General features: G+C 72.1%; 17 protein-coding genes and 2 pseudogenes. 9 read left to right on the top strand and 10 right to left on the bottom strand.

Features of this window, described 5'->3' with window-relative positions; translation table 11 throughout:
- Positions 1-193 precede the first annotated feature (193 nt).
- Positions 194-463, top strand: coding sequence for a hypothetical protein (locus ABH931_RS04510; RefSeq protein ID WP_370110095.1), 270 nt, complete (start codon positions 194-196; stop codon positions 461-463).
- Between the two features lie 16 nt (positions 464-479).
- Here ABH931_RS04510 and ABH931_RS04505 read toward each other — a convergent pair whose 3' ends face one another.
- The 5 genes from ABH931_RS04505 to ABH931_RS04485 all read right to left on the bottom strand — a co-directional run bounded on the left by ABH931_RS04505 (position 480) and on the right by ABH931_RS04485 (position 5,645).
- Positions 480-1,202, bottom strand: coding sequence for a DNA alkylation repair protein (locus tag ABH931_RS04505; RefSeq protein WP_370110093.1), 723 nt, complete (start codon positions 1,200-1,202; stop codon positions 480-482).
- Positions 1,193-2,482 carry a D-alanyl-D-alanine carboxypeptidase/D-alanyl-D-alanine-endopeptidase gene (gene dacB / locus ABH931_RS04500; RefSeq protein WP_370110091.1) on the bottom strand — a complete coding sequence of 430 codons (1,290 nt, stop codon included), beginning with the start codon at positions 2,480-2,482 and terminating at the stop codon, positions 1,193-1,195. Before dacB ends, ABH931_RS04505 begins: the two co-directional genes overlap by 10 nt.
- A 187-nt stretch (positions 2,483-2,669) precedes the next feature.
- On the bottom strand, positions 2,670-3,746 hold the full coding sequence (locus ABH931_RS04495) for an RNA ligase (ATP) (RefSeq protein WP_370110090.1): 1,077 nt from the start codon (positions 3,744-3,746) through the stop codon (positions 2,670-2,672).
- A 105-nt stretch (positions 3,747-3,851) separates the two neighbouring features.
- Complete coding sequence (locus ABH931_RS04490; RefSeq protein ID WP_370110088.1) at positions 3,852-4,637, bottom strand: hypothetical protein; 786 nt, start codon at positions 4,635-4,637, stop codon at positions 3,852-3,854.
- A gap of 108 nt (positions 4,638-4,745) precedes the next feature.
- A complete protein-coding gene (locus tag ABH931_RS04485) occupies positions 4,746-5,645 on the bottom strand; it encodes a Gfo/Idh/MocA family protein (RefSeq protein WP_370110576.1) in 900 nt (299 codons plus the stop codon).
- A gap of 296 nt (positions 5,646-5,941) precedes the next feature.
- On the opposite strand from ABH931_RS04485, the pseudogene ABH931_RS04480 reads away from it, so the two are divergent.
- The 4 genes and pseudogenes from ABH931_RS04480 to ABH931_RS04465 all read left to right on the top strand — a co-directional run.
- A pseudogene (locus ABH931_RS04480) lies at positions 5,942-6,394 on the top strand (STM4011 family radical SAM protein); the annotation flags it as partial.
- A gap of 158 nt (positions 6,395-6,552) precedes the next feature.
- Positions 6,553-7,215: a 2'-5' RNA ligase family protein gene (locus tag ABH931_RS04475; RefSeq protein WP_370110087.1), complete on the top strand. Its 663-nt coding sequence runs from the start codon at positions 6,553-6,555 to the stop codon at positions 7,213-7,215.
- Positions 7,216-7,530: 315 nt separating this feature from the next.
- The gene (locus tag ABH931_RS04470; RefSeq protein ID WP_370110085.1) at positions 7,531-9,489 is read left to right on the top strand and encodes a prolyl oligopeptidase family serine peptidase; all 1,959 of its coding nucleotides are present in this window, start codon (positions 7,531-7,533) and stop codon (positions 9,487-9,489) included.
- Positions 9,486-9,665 carry a hypothetical protein gene (locus tag ABH931_RS04465; RefSeq protein ID WP_370110083.1) on the top strand — a complete coding sequence of 60 codons (180 nt, stop codon included), beginning with the start codon at positions 9,486-9,488 and terminating at the stop codon, positions 9,663-9,665. Before ABH931_RS04470 ends, ABH931_RS04465 begins: the two co-directional genes overlap by 4 nt.
- Here the strand turns inward: ABH931_RS04465 and ABH931_RS04460 are convergent.
- Genes ABH931_RS04460 through ABH931_RS04445 form a run of 4 tightly spaced genes read right to left on the bottom strand, consistent with a single transcriptional unit; the run spans position 9,652 to position 14,668 of the window.
- The gene (locus ABH931_RS04460; protein ID WP_370110082.1) at positions 9,652-10,269 is read right to left on the bottom strand and encodes a sarcosine oxidase subunit gamma; all 618 of its coding nucleotides are present in this window, start codon (positions 10,267-10,269) and stop codon (positions 9,652-9,654) included. The two genes, ABH931_RS04465 and ABH931_RS04460, sit on opposite strands and share 14 nt — an antisense overlap.
- Positions 10,259-13,111, bottom strand: a complete 2,853-nt coding sequence (locus ABH931_RS04455; RefSeq protein WP_370110081.1) for a 2Fe-2S iron-sulfur cluster-binding protein — start codon at positions 13,109-13,111, stop codon at positions 10,259-10,261. Before ABH931_RS04455 ends, ABH931_RS04460 begins: the two co-directional genes overlap by 11 nt.
- Entirely contained in the window at positions 13,108-13,419 is a 312-nt protein-coding gene (locus ABH931_RS04450; RefSeq protein ID WP_370110079.1) for a sarcosine oxidase subunit delta, read from the bottom strand. The genes ABH931_RS04455 and ABH931_RS04450 overlap by 4 nt, the downstream gene beginning before the upstream one ends.
- A 28-nt stretch (positions 13,420-13,447) precedes the next feature.
- On the bottom strand, positions 13,448-14,668 hold the full coding sequence (locus ABH931_RS04445; protein WP_370110077.1) for a sarcosine oxidase subunit beta family protein: 1,221 nt from the start codon (positions 14,666-14,668) through the stop codon (positions 13,448-13,450).
- 245 nt (positions 14,669-14,913) lie between these two features.
- On the opposite strand from ABH931_RS04445, the gene betA reads away from it, so the two are divergent.
- From betA to ABH931_RS04425, 4 genes are all read left to right on the top strand, one after another.
- Positions 14,914-16,572 carry a choline dehydrogenase gene (gene betA / locus ABH931_RS04440; RefSeq protein WP_370110075.1) on the top strand — a complete coding sequence of 553 codons (1,659 nt, stop codon included), beginning with the start codon at positions 14,914-14,916 and terminating at the stop codon, positions 16,570-16,572.
- A gap of 100 nt (positions 16,573-16,672) precedes the next feature.
- Positions 16,673-16,891, top strand: a complete 219-nt coding sequence (locus ABH931_RS04435; RefSeq protein ID WP_370110074.1) for a hypothetical protein — start codon at positions 16,673-16,675, stop codon at positions 16,889-16,891.
- A gap of 40 nt (positions 16,892-16,931) precedes the next feature.
- Positions 16,932-17,549 carry an SMI1/KNR4 family protein gene (locus ABH931_RS04430; protein WP_370110072.1) on the top strand — a complete coding sequence of 206 codons (618 nt, stop codon included), beginning with the start codon at positions 16,932-16,934 and terminating at the stop codon, positions 17,547-17,549.
- 66 nt (positions 17,550-17,615) lie between these two features.
- Positions 17,616-18,242 carry a maleylpyruvate isomerase family mycothiol-dependent enzyme gene (locus ABH931_RS04425; protein ID WP_370110070.1) on the top strand — a complete coding sequence of 209 codons (627 nt, stop codon included), beginning with the start codon at positions 17,616-17,618 and terminating at the stop codon, positions 18,240-18,242.
- A 9-nt stretch (positions 18,243-18,251) separates the two neighbouring features.
- On the opposite strand, the pseudogene ABH931_RS04420 reads toward ABH931_RS04425, so the two are convergent.
- Positions 18,252-18,812: pseudogene (locus ABH931_RS04420) on the bottom strand (serine hydroxymethyltransferase); the annotation flags it as partial.

Raw genomic sequence — 18,812 nt, 5'->3', positions numbered from 1 at the left:
TCCCGCACGCACCCTCCAGGGAGTGACGACCCGTCAGTCCGCACCGAACCTCCGCGGCGTCCCCGACGCCCTGCTCTGCCGACCGCTGAGCTGACGCAGAGCGCCGCCGAGGGGAGTTGTGCCGATCGCGGCAGTCTCGCGCGATCACGCGCTAGGATCACACGATCATCACAACTCCCCCACAGGAGAAGCCTTGTTCCGTCGTTCGATAGCCGTCGCCGCGACCGCCGCCGCGCTCGTCCTCGCCCCGGCGGCGGCCGCTTCGGCCCAGTCCCCGCTGCCCACCACCAACAGCGCGCACCGCTGCGTCTCGCACACCACCGGCCTGTGCGGCTGGACCCACCACCAGCGGCCCGCGAACCGCTACGAGACGGCCCAGTGCCGGGACCTGTCGGTGTCCTACAGCGCCCACTCCTCCGGCACCTGCTCGCACCACCACGGCGTCCGGTACTGGTTCAAGTAGTCCAGGACCGCGTGCGCTAGAGGTGCTTGGACGCCTCGCGGATCGACAACGGTGAGAGCCGGTTGCCCTCGGCCGCCAGGAACGACCGGACGGCGTCCGGGTCGGTGGCGGCGTAGGTGCGCAGGGCCCAGCCGATGGCCTTGCGGACGAAGAAGTCGCGGTGGCCCGACTGTGTGCGGCAGTAGGCGAACAGCCTTTCCGCATCGGTGTTCTCACGGTAGGTCAGCTGGTGCAGCAGGGCCGTGCGGGCGAGCCAGAGGTTCGACGCGGTGATCCACGCGTCCATCTCGGCGACCAGCCGGGCGTCCGCCGCGACGAGCCGGCCGACGACGTGCGCGGCGAGGTGGTCGACCGTGTCCCACCAGGAGCGGGTGACGATCAGGTGCGCCGCGACCGGCAGGAACGAGGCGTCGCAGACCTTGATGTGACGCCGCAGGTGGTCGACGGCGAAGTACTGGTACTCCCGCTCCGGCAGCCGCCACGCCTGGAGTGCGACGGAGGCACAGACGTCCTGGTCGGGCTTGACTGCTCCGGCCAGGACGGTGCGCGACAGCACCCGCCGCTCGGGTGTCGGCAGACCGAGGAAGGCAAACTGGTCGCGCAGGTAGGCGGACTGCCGCACTGCCTGCTCCGCGTCGGCTCCGCTCGGGTACACCTCGCGGAGCCGGCGGACGATCCGCTCCCCCTCCGGGCTCGGGGGGCACGGGGGTTCGGTGACGTGCTCCGGGTCTACCAGCATCCCTCGACGGTAGTCGCCCACTGGTCGATCAGGTTGCGTGCGGAGGTCGTGTTGAAGCCGCCCTCCTCCAGGAAGGCGAACGCCTTCCAGCGGCCGTCCTGCTGGTTGCGGGTCACCCCGGCCAGCGCGATGGCGCCGGTCAGCGTGCCGGTCTTGGCATCGATCTTCCCGGCGGCGCACTTGGTCGGCGCCGTCGTGAACCGGCCCCAGGCGGGGCCGAGGGTGCCGTCCACCCCGGCGACGGGGAAGCCGACCAGAACGGGCTTCAGGACCGACTGGTAACGCGGGTCGACCGTCAGCGCGGCCATGGAGGCCAGCGCCCGCGCAGTCATCTTGTCCGAGCGGGAGAGGCCGCTGCCGTCGTAGAGCTGCACGCCCGTCAGCGGCACGTGGTAGCGGGCGACGGTGGCCAGCACGGCCCGGGTGGCGCCCTGCCAGTCGGCGGGCTGGTGGACGGCGAGCGCGGTGAGGCGCGCGAAGCCCTCGGCGTTGTCGTTGACGCTGTCCTTCAGCATCCGCTCCACCTCGGAGGCGAGCGACTCCGAGACGTGCGAGACCAGCTGCGTCGCCGTGCTCGGCGCCTTGGCGCGCTTCAGCACGCCCGACTGCACGCCGATGCCGTGCGTGGCCAGCCGGGAACGGAAGACGTTGCCCGCGTACAGGGCGCTGTCGACGTTCTCGTGGCCGAACACCTGCAGCGCGCTGATCGAGGAGACCTCGCCGGGGACGTAGCCGGGCTGCCAGCCCGGCGAGGTCGGCTGGACGTGCGGGAAGAGCGAGTCGTCGACGTAGAGCGTCACGCTGGTGTGACGCTGCTTCTTGAGCGCGGTGGCCGCCGCGTCGGCGAGGGCGTTGACGTCGTCGCCGGTCAGGTGCTGGTCGGCGCCGCCGACCAGGTACAGGTTGCGCCCCTTCAGCACGACGCGGGTGCGCTCGGTGTGGTTCGGGCCCAGGACCGTGAGCGCGGCGATCGCCGTGGCGATCTTGGTGGTGGAGGCGGGCATCAGTTGCGCCCCCGCACCCGAGGACCACACGACGCGCCCACTGGCCGCGTCCAGCACCTCACCGGAGGCCTGTCCCGTCAGCGGGTGGAAGCGAGTGCCGAGGTAGTGAGCGATCCGCTGGTCACCGGCGGTGGCGTCGGTGGCCAGCGCGGTCCCCGCGCCCAGGCTGAGCGCGGAGACGCCGACGAGCGCGACCACGCAGGCGCGGCGAAGAGCGGGACGGCCCAGCGCGGAGCGGCGCAGGCCGGAGCGGACGGTGCGACGAGGCCGAGGCATGTCTCCCCCATGCCCGGTCGCGCCTCACGCGCCGGGCGGCAATGGACGGCTGATCTTGTTCCGACAGACCGCCCGATTCTGACAGCACCGGCGCGCGGACGGTAGTTCACCACTCCGGGGCGAATGGGGGTAAACCCACCCGCCCCACCCGCCTCACCTGCGACAACGGCTTTCCGTAACGAGTGCGTTACTCGAACTCGGTCCCGCCCTTGCGCGTCAGGTAGGCCGGGTTGATCACCTTGACGATGGCGCGGCTGCTGCCGAGCTCCGCGCTCGGCCGCTCGGTCCGCGGGCGGACCACGACGCCCTCGCGGATGTGCAGGCCCCGCCCGGAAAGGGTCTCGCGTCCCTCGGCGAGCGCCAGCACGGTCGGGTGCGAGAACGGCCCGCTGTACAGGCGCGGCGCCAGCGGGAGCTCGCCCGCCAGCCACTCCTCCGGGTCGAGCCAGCGGACCACGCCGGTGCCGTCGTCGTAGGAGAGGTCGAACACCACGAACCCGAGCTCGCCCCGCCGCACGTCCGCGCCGTAAGTGAGGTCCTGGACGCCCTGGCCGTAGACCTCGCCGAAGATGCCGACCCGGCTCGCGCCGAGCCGCTCGGCCAGCCGAGCGGCGACCGCCGGCAGGCCGAAGGCGCGCGCCGCGCGCCAGTACACGTTCCGGCCGTCCTCCTTGAGCGCCAGGTGCGCCGCGCCGACGCCCTTGGAGGAGACCTGGACCCGGCCGTCCGCGGCGGCGAGCCAGGTGAACAGGCAGCAGGTGCCGTGCACCTTCTCCGTGACGACCACCTCCTCGCCCTCGGCGAAGACGTCCGGGTAGCGGCGCAGGTTCTCGATGTCCACCCACGGCAGCAGGTCCGGCGCGGGCTCGGCGTCGCCCGACATGCTCGTCGGGACCGGCGGCACCCACTTGGTGATGCCCAGCTCGTTGGCGAAGTCGGTCCCGTCCGCGTGCGCGGTGGCGAGGTCTGCCGCCGCGACGGCGCGGGGCCGGCAGACGATGCCCTGGGACAGCTCCCCGCGCAACCGGATCGCCTTGACCCGGTTCTGCTCCGCTCCCGCGAGCCGCCCGGTCAACCCCAGCTCGTCGATCAGCCCGGAGGGGAGCACCGCCTGCTCCGGGATGTAGACGGCGTACTCGCCGCTCCGGTACGCCCCCTTGGCCACGACGGCCCGGAACAGGCCGACCTGGGCCAGTTCCAGCGCGTCGGCGCCGGGGTGGGGGTGGATCGTCAGCGGCTCTGCGGTGACTCGGAGGCTGGACACAACGACGGCTCCTCAGCCGGAGGGGGGTGGGGTGTCGCCCGCGACAGCGGGGCGAGCACCAGTCTCCCGATCGGGCGAGGAGCCGTCAGCTGGTTTTCTGCGCCGTCAGTCGGCGATGTCCTTGCGGGTCACGCCGAGGTAGCCGACGAAGGCGACGATCAGCACACCGAGCACGAGACTGACCGGGCCGGTGCCCCACTCCAGGCCACCATGGCTCTTGGCGACGCCCATCCAGTCCGCGAAGGACGCGCCCAGCGGGCGGGTGATGATGTAGGCGAACCAGAAGGCGAAGATCGGGTTGAGGCCGAACTTCCAGTGGCCGATCGTCGGGATCGCGATGACCACGGCGAACAGCACCCCGGAGGAGAAGTAGCCCCAGCCGAGCGTCTGCGCGGTCAGGTCACCGGTCGCCGTGCCGAGCGCGAAGGTGGTGAGCACCGTCGCCCAGTAGAACAACTCGCGGCGGCGGGTGGTGATGCTGTGGATCGAAAGCGTCTTCTCCGAGCGGTACCAGAGCCCGAGAACGGCGGCGAGGACGACGCAGAAGACCGTCGTGGTGACGGAGAAGGGGATCCCGAACTGCTTGTGCGGCACGTCGGCGACCATGGTGCCGAACACGCTCACCATGACGACCGCGAACCAGTAGATCGCGGCGTTGTAGCGCTTGGCGAACAGCTGCACGGCGAGCGCCGCGGCGAAGACGAGACCCGCCACCGGCACGACCAGGTACGGATTGAACGTGTTCGCGAAGTAGTCGGAGGTGGTCTCACCCATGCCGGTGGTGAGCACCTTGATGACCCAGAACAGGACGGTGACTTCCGGAACCTTGCTCAACGCCTGGCGGGCGTGCGCCCCACCGTGCCGGGTCTGCAGCAGTTGATCTCTCGCCATAGCCGCAGAGCCTTTCACACCGAGATGTCGTGGCCGCACCGTGGGGGCGCAGGGCCGAAAATCTCACCGAGTTATGGAATCGCTCATATCGGAACAGACCATGAAGAATCAGGAAGCCTCGATCCGGCGCACGATCTCCTCGCACAGCTCATGGGTGCGCAGTGCGTCCCGGGCGTCGAGCGTCTTGCCGGAGCGGATCGCCTCCAGGAAGGCGTGCACGACCTGCTCGATCCCGCGCTGGCGGGCGACCGGCACCCAGTCACCGCGACGGGTGACGGTCTGGCCTCCGTCGTGGTCGACGACCTCGGCGAGGTTCAGCACGGCGCGCTTGGTGTCACCGCCGGAGACCTCCAGGACCTCCTCGGTCGACCCACTGGCCCGGTTCATGATCCCGAGCGCGGTGAAGCCCTCACCGGCCAGGGTCAGCACCAGGTGCTCCACCAGCCCGTCCACGCGCCGCACCCGCACGTCGACGTGCTCGATCTCGCCGGGGACGAGGAACCGCAGGGTGTCGACGACGTGCACGAAGTCGTCGAACACGAGCGTGCGCGGCGCCTCCGGCAGGCGCACCCGGTTTTTCTGCAGCACCACCAGGTCGCGTGGCGCCGCCTTCGCCTGCACGTAGCCGGGCGCATACCGGCGGTTGAACCCCACCATGAGCGAACGCCCGCGCTCCTCGGCGAGCTCGACGAGGCGTCGCGCGCCGTCCAGGGTGTAGTCGAGGGGCTTGTCGACGTAGACGTCGACCCCCGCCCGCAGCAAGCGCTCCACGATCGGCACGTGCTGATCCGTGGCGGCGTGCACGAAGGCCGCCCGGATGCCGCCGTCGACCAACGCGTCCAGGTCCGTGTACCGCCGCTCGGGCGCCACCCGGTACGCCTCCCCCAGGCGATCCAGCTTCGCCCGGTCCCGCGTCATCAACCGCAGGTCCAGCCCCGGCAGCGCGCCCAGCACCGGCAGGTACGCCTTCTGCGCGATGTCCCCCAGCCCGATCACCCCCACCGGCAGCAGGGCATCGAACGAGAAGGTGCCGGACATGGTCACTCCAGGGTGGATCGATGATCACCAACGCACCCAAGGTAACCGCCCGCGACCAGGCATCTCCAGCGGAAGCGCTCGCGCGGCGCGCGATTGCGGGAGCGTGGGAACTCGCCGATGGACGGATGTGGCGCCAGTCGCATCTCTCGGCGGGTGCAACCTCGGCACTGAGCGGCTGGCTCCTCGGCGGCAGACGCCGCCGAGGAGCCAGGTCCAACATCGGTCGGTTCCGTGTCCTGAACCCTCCGGGCCGTCAGGCGGAGGCGCTGACTCTGCTCTGTCGGGGTCCGCTCGCCTCCTGCGACGACGACTGCCCCTACTGCCCCGTCGCCAAGCGGCGCGACAGCCGGACGGAACTGACCGCCGACCGCGAGGCGCTGGAGCGCTTCGCCGGCTGGGTGCGGGCGGAGAGCGGCACCCGGCTCTCACTGCTGTTCACCCCGTGGGGCGAGGGTCTGGTCCGTTCCTGGTACCGGCGCACCCTGGCCGAGCTCAGCCGGCTCCCGCAGGTGCACCGGGTGGCGATCCAGACCAACCTCAGCCATCGCACGGACTGGGTCGCGCAGGCCTGCCCCGAGACGCTCGCCCTGTGGCCGACCTACCACCCCGGCCAGGTCGGCCACGACCGGTTCCTGGCCACGTGCCGGGAGCTGGACGGCCACGGCGTCCGCTACAGCGTCGGCGTGGTCGGCGATCCGGCACACCTGGACGCGGCCCGGGACAGCGCCGGCCACATCCTCGTCCCGATCCCGATCCAGCCCGTCACCCGGACACCCGCCCAAGCCGGGACGCACCCGGTCTCCGGGCGAGAGCGCCAGGACGCCGGTACAGCCTGAAACCGGTGGCGCGAGCGGCAGGGTTCCGAGATCATCCAGCCGTGTCTGCAGGAGAGCCAGGACGTTACCGAGCCGGTCAGACCGCCCTGCTCGCCAAGGCGGCGGAAGCCGAGCCGCTGGTCGGGCACTGGCGTCAGCGGTTCGACCCCTCTGCCGCGGCTGGGGTTCCCGCCCACGTGACAGTGCTCTTCCCGTTCCTCGACGCCGATCTCGTCAGTGCCTCGGTCATCGGTGATCTCACGGCGCTGATCGCCGGGCACAGCCCCCTCACCGTCCGGTTCGACGGGTGCGGCCGCTTCCCCGACGTGCTCTACCTGGCGCCGGACCCGACCGGGCCGCTCCGCGCGTTGACCGAGTCCGTGGCCGCGCGATGGCCGGAGGCGCCGCCCTACGGAGGACAGTTCGCCGAGGTGGTCCCGCACCTGACCGTCGCCCACGGGCAGCCGTCCGGAGTCTTCGACGAGGTGGAGGCGGAACTGGCCGACCGGCTGCCCGTGTCTGCGACGATCTCGTCGGTGAGCCTGTACGTGAGCGACGGTCAACGCTGGAGGTGTCACACGGAGTTTCCGATGCTCGGCGCTTCGGGCACCACCTCGGTCTCGGCGTCGAACCGGTCGATCGGCTCCTGCGCAAGGTCGGGGAGCCCGATGTGGGGCCAAACGCTGACGGCCGTGCGTCCTTCCGCCCAACGGTTCACGACGTAGGTCCCAACTGCCGCCCAAGTGGCTCGCAGCACACTGGGTGCAAGCGATCCCGACGGCGGAGGAGTGATTCCCGTGCACGACCAGACCAGCTGCGGCGGACACCACAGCGACTGCCACTACGTCATCGGGCGCGGCATGCGCTGCACCTGTCCCAGCGGCCAACTGCCGGAGACGGACTGACCTTCGGGGCACAGGTCGGGCGCGGCCCGGTGCGCCGAAATCCGGCTGACACCGACTCGTCCGTGCGACAGGATGGCCGCTTGTCGTACCGGCGAGTGAAAGGCAGACCGCATGCCGCACCCTGTACCGCGACCGATGCCCGAGGCGACGGGGACGCTCACCGCCGAGGTGGTGGTGGACCTGGCCGTCCCCGTCGGGCCGGTGATCTCGCCGGACGGCCGACTGGTCGCCTACGGCGTGGTCGCGCGGAGCGGCAGGGACGGACGGCCACCGCACAGCTCTGTCTGGGTCGCCCCCGCCGATGGCGGTGCGGCCCCGCGCGAGCTGACCGGCGGCACAGCGCACAGCGGGGTACCGAGGTGGGCGCCGGACTCTGCCGCGCTGTTCCTCCTCTCCGACTGCGAGGAGCGGGGCGTCGCCCAGGTGCAGCGGATCCTTCTGGACGGCAGCGAGGACGTCGCCGGCATCGGCAAGGCGGAGTCGCTGACGCGTTGGCGCGGGGGCGTCTCCGGCTACTACCCGCTCGCCGACGGCCGGACCGTCGCGTTGCTCGCCGAGGACGAGCCCACCGCGGAGGACGAGCGTCGCGAGGCCGAGGGTGACGACGCCAAGGTCTGGGGCCGGCACCTCCCGGTCACCCGGCTGCGCCTGCTCGACCTGGAGACCGGCGTGGTCCGCACTGTGGACGGCCTGGGGGACCGCCATGTCGTGGAGCTGACGCAGCGTCCGGACGGCGGACCGCTGGCCGTGATGAGCTGGGAGACCCCCGAGCTCGATCCCGGCCTCACGACGACGCGGCTGCATCTGGTCGTCCCGGAGTCGGGAGCCGTGCAGGACCTGGGCCCGGTCGGGGTCGAGGCCCAGTCCCCGGTCTGGTGGAACCACGACGGCACCTGGCATCTGGCCCATCTGGCGGTGGTTCCCGGGCAGTCGGCCGGCGCGCTCGCCGTTCTCGACACCGTCGCGCAGGCGACCGGTACGGGCGTGGAACAGCGCGATCTCACGGTCGGCCTGTCCGTCTGCCCCACCGAGCTGGTGCAGGTCGCCGACGGGCCGCCGCTCGCGCTGTTCGCGGACGGGTTGGACACCGCGCTGTACCGTCTGGATCCGCGGTCGCTGCGGTTCCAGCGGCTGTCCTGCGCGCCCGGCTCGCTCTGCGGGCTGACCGCGAGTCGCTCCGGAGAGAGCCTGGCCGTGCTGGCGAGCACCGCGGCGGAGCCCAGGAACGTCCACGCGGGACCCACGGGCGGACCACTGCTCCGGCTCAGCGACAACAGTCCCGAGCTGCGCGCGATCCGCTGGGGTACCCAGGAACGGCTCGGCTACCGGGCCTGCGACGGGCTCGCGTTGGACGGGCTGCTGATCCTGCCCGTCGGCCGGACCCGCGACGACGGTCCGTTCCCGCTCGTCACCCTGATCCACGGCGGTCCGTACTTCCGCCATGCCGACGAGTTCGCCCTCACCGTGGTCGACTGCGGCCACTGGCTGGCGGCCGCCGGATACGCCGTGTTCCTGGCCAACCCCCGGGGCGGCTCGGGCCACGGCCGGGAGTTCGCCGCCATGGTGCCGGGCGCGGTGGGCGGCGACGAGTGGACCGACATCCTCGCCGGGATCGACCTGCTGGTCGCCGAGAAGGTCGCCGATCCCGAACGGCTGGGCATCTCCGGCTGGAGCCACGGCGGTTTCATGGCGGCCTGGGCCGTCGGCCGGACCGACCGGTTCAAGGCCGCTGTGATGGGCGCCGGCATCAGCGACTGGGGTATGCAGGCCGGGACCGGCGACTGGGGAATCCTCGACGCGGCGCTCGGCGGCAGCACCGGCTGGAACGGGCCGGGACCGCATCTCCACGACCGGAACAGTCCGATCTCCTACGTGTCCCGGATCAGCACGCCGGTGCTGATCCTGCACGGCGAGGAGGACACCAATGTCCCTCTCGGCCAGGCGCTCCACTTCCACCGCGCCCTGCGCCACTTCGGCGTCGAGCACGAGTTCGTCGTCTACCCGAGGGAGGGCCACGGGCTTGACGAGCGCGCCCACCAGCTCGACGCGCTGCGGCGCGTCCGCGACTGGTTCGATCGCCAACTGAATCGGTGAGCGCCACCGGCACCACCGCGCAGCAGCGCGCCCCCGCACCTGCACCCGCCGCGACCGGTGAGCTCGCCAGGACGGGTGGGGGCGGCGACCTCGGCCACGGCGCGGCCGGTCCGGGCGCGATCCTTCCCGGCGGCGCGCTGACCTACGTGCCGCAGCGCCGGGTCACGGGCGACTGAACCGGTTCCCCATGGCATCGAGCAGCCAGTCCGCGAGGTACTGGGCGAAGGAGCCGCGGACCAGCAGGCGGTAGGACGGAGCCGCGTCCAGCTGGTCCAGGACGACCTGGACCTTGGAGACGGTGGTCTGCGCGCACTGCCCCGGGCCGAGGGCACGAGGGTGGAGGTCGAGGGAGCAGCCCTGCTCCAGCAGGGTGCGGGCCGATGGGCCGGAGAGTTCCAGGGTGGTCCGGTTGGCGGAGACGTCGACGACCGAGCCCGGGTCGGCGCCGAGCGCCTGGCGCAGCGACCGTTCGACCGACGTCGCGGCGCCGTCGGGGCCGACGACCAGCCACTCGTCCGGGCCGAGCCAGAGGACCCGCAGGGCGCCGGTCACGGCGACCTGTCCCGGGATCATCGGGAGGGGCGTGCCCAGGACCTTGCCCGCGCGGGCGGCCGCGGCACCCGCGGGGTCGAGGCGGAGGTTCAGCTGGGCGAGGTAGGGGACCTCGCCCAGCCGCACGCCGCCCGGGCCGGGGACGGACCGCTCCGCGAACTGCTCGGCGAGATGGCCGAGCGGACTGCGCCGCAGGTGGGAGAGGCGGGCAAGGCTGTCAGCCGTCACGGCGGGCTCCCTTCGGGTCGAAGAGGACGGGTTCGGCGATGGTCGCCGCGACCGTGCGGCCGTCCGCTAGCGGCGCCAGCACCCTCTCGCCGATCCGGTCGCGGCCGCCCCGCACCAGGGCGAGAGCGAAGGTTCGGCCCAGGGCGGCGCTGCGATAGCTGGAGGTGACGTGCCCGAGCGAGTCGACGGGGACCGTCGCCAGGTCGGCGCCGGGTGCCACCAACTGCGCTCCCTCCGGCAGCAGTTCGGTGCGGTCGTCGGGCAGGAGGCCGACGAGGTGCTTGCGGTCCGGGCGGGAGGTGTCGGCGCGCGCGAAGGAGCGCTTGCCGACGAAGTCCTTGTGCCGGGCGACGATCCACGCCATGCCGAGGTCCTGCGGGGTGACCGTGCCGTCGGTGTCCTGGCCGACGATGGGGTAGCCCTTCTCGGCGCGCAGCACGTGCATGGTCTCGGTGCCGTAGGGAGTGATCCCGGCGTGTGCGCCGTAGGCGACCACGGCCTCCCAGACGGCGAGACCGTACCAGCCGGCGACGTTGACCTCGTAGGCGAGCTCGCCGGAGAACGAGATCCGGCAGATCCGCGCCGGGACGCCGTTGGCCAGCTCTGCGTGACGGGCCGTCATGAACGGGAAAGCATCGTTGGACACGTCCAGCCCCGGCGCCAGCGCCGCGAGCACCTCGCGGGAGCGGGGGCCGACCACGGCCACCGTGGACCACTGCTCGGTGACCGAGGTGAGGCGGACCCGCAGCTCGGGCCACTCGGTCTGGAGCCACTCCTCCATCCAGTCCAGCACCGCCGCCGCGTTGCCGGTGGTCGTGGTGAGGTAGTAGTGCTCGGGCGCGAGCCGCACGGTGACGCCGTCGTCGAGGACCATCCCGTCGGCCCGGCACATGACGCCGTAACGCGCGGAGCCCACCGGCAGTTTGGCGAAGCCGTTGGTGTAGAGGCGATCGAGGAACACGCCCGCGTCGGGGCCGATCACGTCGATCTTGCCGAGCGTGGAGGCGTCCATCACCGCGACGCCCTCGCGGGCCGCCCGGCACTCGCGCAGCACCGCCGCGTCCATGTCCTCCCCGGGGCGGGGATAGTAGCGCGGACGCCGCCACTGCCCGACGTTCTCGAAGACCGCCCCGCGCCGGACGTGCCAGGGGTGGGCGGGGGTGGTGCGCACGGGGTCGAAGAGCGGTCCGCGCTCGCGGCCGGCGAGCAGCGCGAAGGAGACCGGGACGTAGGGGCCGCGGTAGGTGGTGGTGCCGACCTCGCCCGGCGAACGGGCCCCCAGCAGGTGGGCGATGACGCCGATCGCGGCGACGCCGCAGGACTTGCCCTGGTCGTGGGCGGTGCCGATGGTGGTGTACCGCTTGACGTGCTCGACCGAACGCATGCCGGCGCGGATCGCGCGGTGCACGTCGGCGACGGTCGCGTCGCGCTGGGAGTCGACGAAGTGGTCACGCCAGGTCGACGGGTCACCGCTCTCGCCGGGGACGAGCCAGACGGGTCGCGGCGGCGCGGACGGCTCGTCGCCCGAGCACGGTGGCGCGGCGGGCGCGGTGCCGGGGAATCCGGCGGCGGTGGCCGCCTCGGCCCCGGCGGTGAGGCCCTCGGCGAGGCACCCGGCGAGGTCGTAGCGGCCGGCGCAGGCACCAGCGGCGCGGACGTCCTGGGCGGCCTGGTCCGGGACGAAGGCGGCGAGGGTCTCGTCGTACCGGACGGTACCGCGCGCCATGCTCCACAGGTGGACGGCCGGACTCCAGCCGCCCGAGACGGCGAGCAGGTCGCACGCCACCACCCGGACCGGGCCCGTGAGTTGTGCATCATCGGTGAGGGCGGAGATCCGCACGGCGGTGAGGCACGCCTCACCCTCGGTGCCGACCACGGCCGATCCGGCCAGCACCTCGATCCCGGCGGCGCGCGCGGCCTCCACCAGCGCGACGGGCGGTGCGGGCCGGGTGTCCACCAGCGCGGGGACCCCGGCGCCCGCCGCGGCCAGCTCCAGCGCGGTGGTGTAGGCGCTGTCGCCGGTGGTGAACACCACCGCGCGACGGCCGGGCAGGACGGCGTAGCGGTTGAGGTAGGAGCGGACGGCGGCGGCCGACATGACGCCTGGCCGGTCGTTGCCCGCGAAGACCAACGGCCGCTCGTGCGCGCCGGTGGCGAGCACGACCTGGCGGGCGCGCAGGTGCCACAACCGGCCTCCGCCGCCCGGCCGGTCCGGACGGCGCTCGGCGACCAGAACGTAGTTCTGGTCGTGGTGGCCGATGGCGGTGGCCCGGGTCAGCACGCGCGTCTCGGGCTGCGCGTCCAGCTCCGCGCACACGTCGGCCACCCACGCGCAGGCGGGTCGCCCCTCGATCTCGTCACGTGCGCCGAGCAGGGCGCCGCCGAGCTCGGGCTGGTCGTCGACGAGCACCACCCGGGCGCCGGAGCGCCCGGCGGCGAGGGCCGCGGCGAGTCCGGCCGGGCCCGCTCCGACGACGAGGACGTCGGTGTGCAGATAGGTCTTGTCGAACACCGCCTCGTCCGGCGCCTCGTCGAGCCGTCCGCGCCCCTGGAGGCCGGTGGCCGCCAGCCCGTCACAGAGCTCGACGGTGGTGGCGAGCTGCATCGGCTCGGAGTGCGGGCGCTCCAGCTGCACGAGCGCGTGCGGGTCGTCGACGCCGGCGGTGACGATCCCGCGCGGACGCTCTCGGTAGAGGCTCGGTCCGACGGCGAGGACGCCGCCCGCGAGCAGCGCGGAGGCGAGGGTGTCGCCGGGCAGTCCGGTGTACTCGACGCCGTCGAAGGTGAAGCGCAGCGGCGTGGAGCGGTCCACGCGGCCGCCGGTGGGCAGACGGTTGCTCATGCGGTCACCTCTTCTGCCGAGTTAGACGTCCGGGCCGCCGACGGACGGGGTTGGCCGGCCGGATAGACGGCGGAGATGTCGTGCGTGACGGTGTGCCGGACGACGTTGAACCAGCGGCGGCAGCCCGCGGTGTGCACCCACCGCTCCGCGAACTCGCCCTTGGGGTTGGCCCGGACGAAGAGGTAGTCGCCCCACTCGGCGTCGCTCAGCGCCTCGGGGTCGGCCGGGTGGGCGACATGGGCCTGCCCGCCGTAGTGGAACTCGGTCTCGTCGCGCTCCCCGCACCAGGGACAGGCGATGAGCAGCATGCGTCCTCCTGGAGGCCGTCAGAGTCTGTCAGTGGGCGACGGCGGCGGCGCCGTGCTCGTCGATGAGTGCGCCGGTGGTGAACCGCTCCAGCGCGAACGGCGCGGCCAGCGGGTGGGGACGGCCGTGCGCGATCGTGTCCGCGTAGACCTGGCCGGAGGCGGGTGTCGCCTTGAAACCGCCGGTCCCCCAGCCGCAGTTGACGTAGAGGTTCGCGACCGGCGTCGGCCCGATGATGGGCGAGGCGTCCGGCGTGACGTCGACGATGCCGCCCCAGGTCCGCAGCACGTGGGCGCGCGCGAAGATCGGGAACAGCTCCAGCGCGGCGGCCATCTGGTGCTCGATCTGGTGGAACGAGCCACGCTGGCCGTAGCCGTTGTAGGAGTCGATGCCCGCGCCCATGACCAGCTCGCCCTTGTGCGCCTGGCTCACGTAGACGTGCACGTGGTTGGACATCACGACGGTCGGGTGCACGGGATCCAGCAGTTCGGAGACGAGCGCCTGGAGCGGGTGGCTCTGCAGCGGCAGGCGCAGGCCGACCAGGTCGGTGAGGGTGCTGGTGTGTCCGGCGGCGGCGAGCGCGACCCTCCCGGCGGCGATCCGGCCGCGCGTGGTCTCGACGCCGACCACCGCGCCCGCGGCGTTCCGGACGAACCCGGTGACCTCGCAGTTCTGGATCAGGTCCACGCCGTACGCGTCGGCCTTGCGGGCCAGGGCCCAGGCGACATGGTCGTGCTTGGCGATGCCGGCGCGGGGCTGGAGGGTCGCACCGAGCACGGGATAGCGCACGTCGGGAGAGGTGTTGACGATGGGGCAGAAGGCGCGGACCTCGTCCGGGTCGAGCCACTCGGCGTCGACGCCGCCGAGCCGGTTGGCGCCCACCCGGCGCATGCCCTCGCGGACGTCCTGGAGGGTGTGGGCGAGGTTGAGCACGCCGCGCTGGCTGAAGAGGAAGTCGTAGTCCAGCTCCTGCGGCAGGCCCTCCCAGAGCCCCAGGGCGTGCTCGTAGATCGCGGCGCTCTCCTCGCACAGGTAGTTGGAGCGGATGATCGTGGTGTTCCGGGCCATGTTCCCGCCGGCCAGCCAACCGCGTTCCAGGACGGCGACGTTGCTGATGCCGTGGTCGCGGGCCAGGTAGTAGGCGGTGGCCAGGCCGTGGCCGCCCGCGCCCACCACGACGACGTCGTAGGACGGCTTGGGATCGGGGGTGCGCCACAGCCAGTCGGGGTGCTCCGGCAGCTGGTCGGGCATCGGCGGATTCCTCCCTGACGTACCTGACGTGAGACGTGCGGAGGCGGACGTGCGAAGGGGGTGAACTTGTTTCAGATTACGCACGGTGTTGCGTAACCCACAACAGTGCGGCGGAGATTGTTCCGCGACGGGCTCTCTTGACGGTCCACCGGAGCAGCCGGAGACTGTTGCGCCATACGGATCACGTTTCACTTGGTGGAACATCTCCTTCTGTCACGGTTGCCGAGAGATACGGCAGGAACCCCATGACCCTGCAGAACTACGACTTCGTCATCGTCGGTGGAGGATCGGCGGGTTGTGCGCTCGCCGCGCGGCTCAGCGCGGACCCGGGCAACCGGGTGCTGGTCCTGGAAGCGGGCCGTCCCGACTATCCCTGGGACGTCTTCATCCACATGCCGGCGGCGCTCACCTTCCCCATCGGGAGCCGCTTCTACGACTGGAAGTACGAGTCCGAGCCGGAGCCGTTCATGAACGGCCGGCGCATCTACCACGCCCGCGGCAAGGTGCTCGGCGGGTCCAGCAGCATCAACGGCATGATCTTCCAGCGCGGCAACCCGCTCGACTACGAGCGCTGGGGCGCCGATCCGGGGATGAAGAGCTGGGACTACGCCCACTGCCTCCCCTACTTCAGGAAGATGGAGAACTGCCTCGCCGATCCCGGCACCGGCTGGCGCGGCCACGACGGCCCGCTGACCATGGAGCGCGGGCCCGCCACCAACCCCCTCTTCGGCGCCTTCTTCGAGGCGGTGCAGCAGGCCGGCTACCCGCTGACGGACGACGTCAACGGCTACCGGCAGGAGGGCTTCGCCCCGTTCGACCGCAATCTGCGCCGGGGACGGCGGCTGAGTGCCGCGCGCGCCTACGTGCATCCGGTGAAGGGACGGCCCAATCTGGAGGTGCGGACGCGGGCCCTGGTGACCCGGGTCCTGTTCGAGGGCGCACGCGCGGTCGGCGTGGAGTACAGCCCGCGCGGCGGCACACCGCAGCAGGTGCGGGCCGGGCGGGTGATCCTCTGCGGAGGATCGATCAACTCCCCGCAGCTGCTCCAGCTCTCGGGCGTCGGCAACGCGGACGAGCTCGCCGCCCTGGGCATCGAGCCGGTGCACCACCTGCCGGGCGTCGGCGAGAACCTCCAGGACCACCTGGAGGTCTACGTCCAACACGCCTGCAAGCAGCCGGTGTCCGTGCAGCCACAGCTCAAGATGTGGCGGCGGCCGTTCATCGGCGCCCAGTGGCTGTTCCTGCGCAGCGGGCCGGGCGCCACCAACCACTTCGAGGGCGGCGGGTTCGTCCGCAGCAACGAGGAGGTGGACTATCCCAACCTGATGTTCCACTTCCTCCCGATCGCCGTCCGCTACGACGGCTCGGCGCCTGCGGGCGGGCACGGGTACCAGGTCCACATCGGGCCGATGTACTCGGACGCCCGCGGGTCGGTGAAGCTCAAGTCCCGCGATCCGCGCGAACACCCGGCGCTGCGCTTCAACTACCTCTCGACGGAGCAGGACCGCCGCGAGTGGGTGGAGGCGATCAGAGTCACCCGCTCGATCCTGGGCCAGGACGCGTTCGCCCCGTTCAGCGACGGCGAGATCTCCCCCGGCCCCTCGGTGGAGACCGACGAGCAGATCCTCGACTGGGTCGCCCGCGACGGCGAGACCGCCCTGCACCCGTCCTGCACCTGCAAGATGGGCACGGACGAGATGTCCGTGGTCGACCCGGCCACCATGCAGGTCCACGGCCTGGAGGGCCTGCACGTGGTGGACGCCTCGGCGATGCCGTACGTGACCAACGGCAACATCTACGCCCCGGTCATGATGCTCGCGGAGAAGTCCGCGGACCTGATCCTGGGGAACACCCCACTGGAGGCCGACCACACGGAGTTCTACCGCCACCGAGCGGTCGGCTGACGAGTCGTCACGGACGACCCCGGGCACGGCTCCGCGCTCCCCTCCCCTCGGGAGACGCGCAGCCGTGCCGTCGGCCGGAGTGATCGGCTACGCTCCGGCCATGACCCAGCAGACGCGTTGCACGTACTGCGGCGCCCAGGACCTCGAGCCCGGCTTCCTGGACGACCCCCGCGGGTCCGGGGCCACCAAGTGGATCGCCGGGAGGCTCGAACGTGGACCCCTCGGCGGCGCCAGGCGCCTGGGCCGCCTCCGCCGCGAGGTCCACGCGCTGCGCTGCACGACCTGCGGCCATCTGGAGCTCTTCGCGCTGCGGGAGTAAACCGGTTTCGGCCGCGCCGGGTCTCGACCAGACTGGCCGCATGAATCGCCGCGACGAGATCCTGCGCCTGCTGCCTCCGCCGGCCAGGGAGGTCCCGCCCGCCGACTGGAGCGCGGTGGCCACCCATCTCGGCACGGACCTCCCGACCGCCTACACCTGGTTCGTCGAGACCTACGGCACCGGCAGTCTCGGCGCCGACGGGGTCGAGTGGATGACGTTCCTCCACCCCAACCAGGAACTGGCCGCCAGTGACCTGGTCGGCTGGATGGAGCGCGGGCAGAGGTTCCTGCAGCACCGCAAGGAATACGGGTACGACCCCTATCCGGGCTTCCCGGAGCCGGGCTTCCTGGCAGCCTTCGCCACCTCGCCGGCAGGTTACGAGTTCTACCTCAGGGTCGACCCGGACTCCGACCCCGACGCGTGGACGGTCGTCTGGCACGACTACGCGCTCGACGACGACAGGCGGTGGACCGAGTTCCCGCAGGGCTTCGAGGGTTTCCTGTACGACCTCATCCGCGGCAGGATCCCGGAGAGGATCACCAGCGAGAGCGGCGGCTACACCGAGTACCTCCCCCAGGAGCCCGGCACCTCGCACCACTACGTGCCGAGCCCGGACCCGGGTCCGGACGCACCCACCGATCCGCGGACCGCGCGCTGACACGCCGAGGCGGCCGCAGCCCCGCCGCGCGAGCCGACTCGTAGGGTGGTCAGGCAGGAGGTGGTGATGGGACATCGCATCGATCAGCGCCCCGAGCTGCTGACCGAGCTGTGGCGCACCTGGGCGGAGCGTGGGGTGGCGCTGGTGCCGTCGGAGTGGGACGTGGCGACTCGGCTGCCCGGTTGGTCGGTGCAAGCCCTGTACGCCCACGTGGCGCCCGATCCGGCGATGTTCGCCGGGCTGCGTGCGGCCGTGGCGGAGGGGCCCGCGACAGTCCGCAGCGGGGCCGAGATCCTGCGGATCTTCAACCGGCCCGGTGGGGTGGCCCACGCTGCGGCGGGGGCGGTGGCCGCGCAGGCTCGCACGGCCGCCGACGAGCTGACGCCGCAGGAACTGATCCTGCGGTTCGCCGAGTCGGGCCCGGCGGCCGTCGCCGAGCTCTCGGAGCTCCCGCCGGACACGCCTTTCGCCCACCCGGCCGGGACCGTCACGCTCCACGCGCTGCGGGAGGTCGCGGTGATGGAGGCGACGGTCCACCTGCTCGACCTGATCGCGGCTGTCGGCGGCCCGCCGCCACCCACCGCGGCGCTGCGGGTGACCCGGGACGTGCTGGCGGACGTGCTGGACCCGACCGCCTTCATCGAGGCGGCTGCCGGGCGGACCCAGGACGCGGTGCTCCCGGTGATCAGGTAGCCCTGGTGCTCACAGGTCGGGGTACAGCGGGTGCTTCGCGGCCAGTGTGCTGACGCGGGCGGACAGCTCGGCGGCCTTGGCCTCGTCGCTGTGCCAGTCTTCAAGCGTCGGCTTGAGGGCTTCGGCGATGACGTCGGCGACCTCGCGGAAGTCCTCGGCCGTGAAGCCGCGGGTGGCGAGCGCCGGGGTGCCGATGCGCAGGCCGGAGGTGACCATCGGCGGGCGGGGGTCGAACGGGACGGCGTTGCGGTTGACCGTGATGCCGATCCCGTGGAGGCGGTCCTCGGCCTGCTGGCCGTCGAGCTCGCTGTTGCGCAGGTCGACCAGGACGAGGTGGACGTCGGTGCCGCCGGACAGGACGGAGACGCCGGCGTCGGTGAGGTCGGCCTGGGTCAGGCGCTCGGCGAGGATCTTGGCGCCTTCCAGGGTGCGGCGCTGGCGGTCCTTGAACTCGTCGGTGGCGGCGACCTTGAAGGCGACGGCCTTGGCGGCGATGACGTGCTCGAGGGGGCCGCCCTGCTGGCCGGGGAAGACCGCGGAGTTGATCTTCTTGGCGAGCTCGGCCTTGGA

The organism is Streptacidiphilus sp. MAP12-33, from assembly GCF_041261265.1.
Taxonomy (GTDB): Bacteria; Actinomycetota; Actinomycetes; order Streptomycetales; family Streptomycetaceae; genus Streptacidiphilus.
Note: the sequence above shows the minus strand (reverse complement) of the source record. Positions and strands in the feature narration are given on the sequence as shown.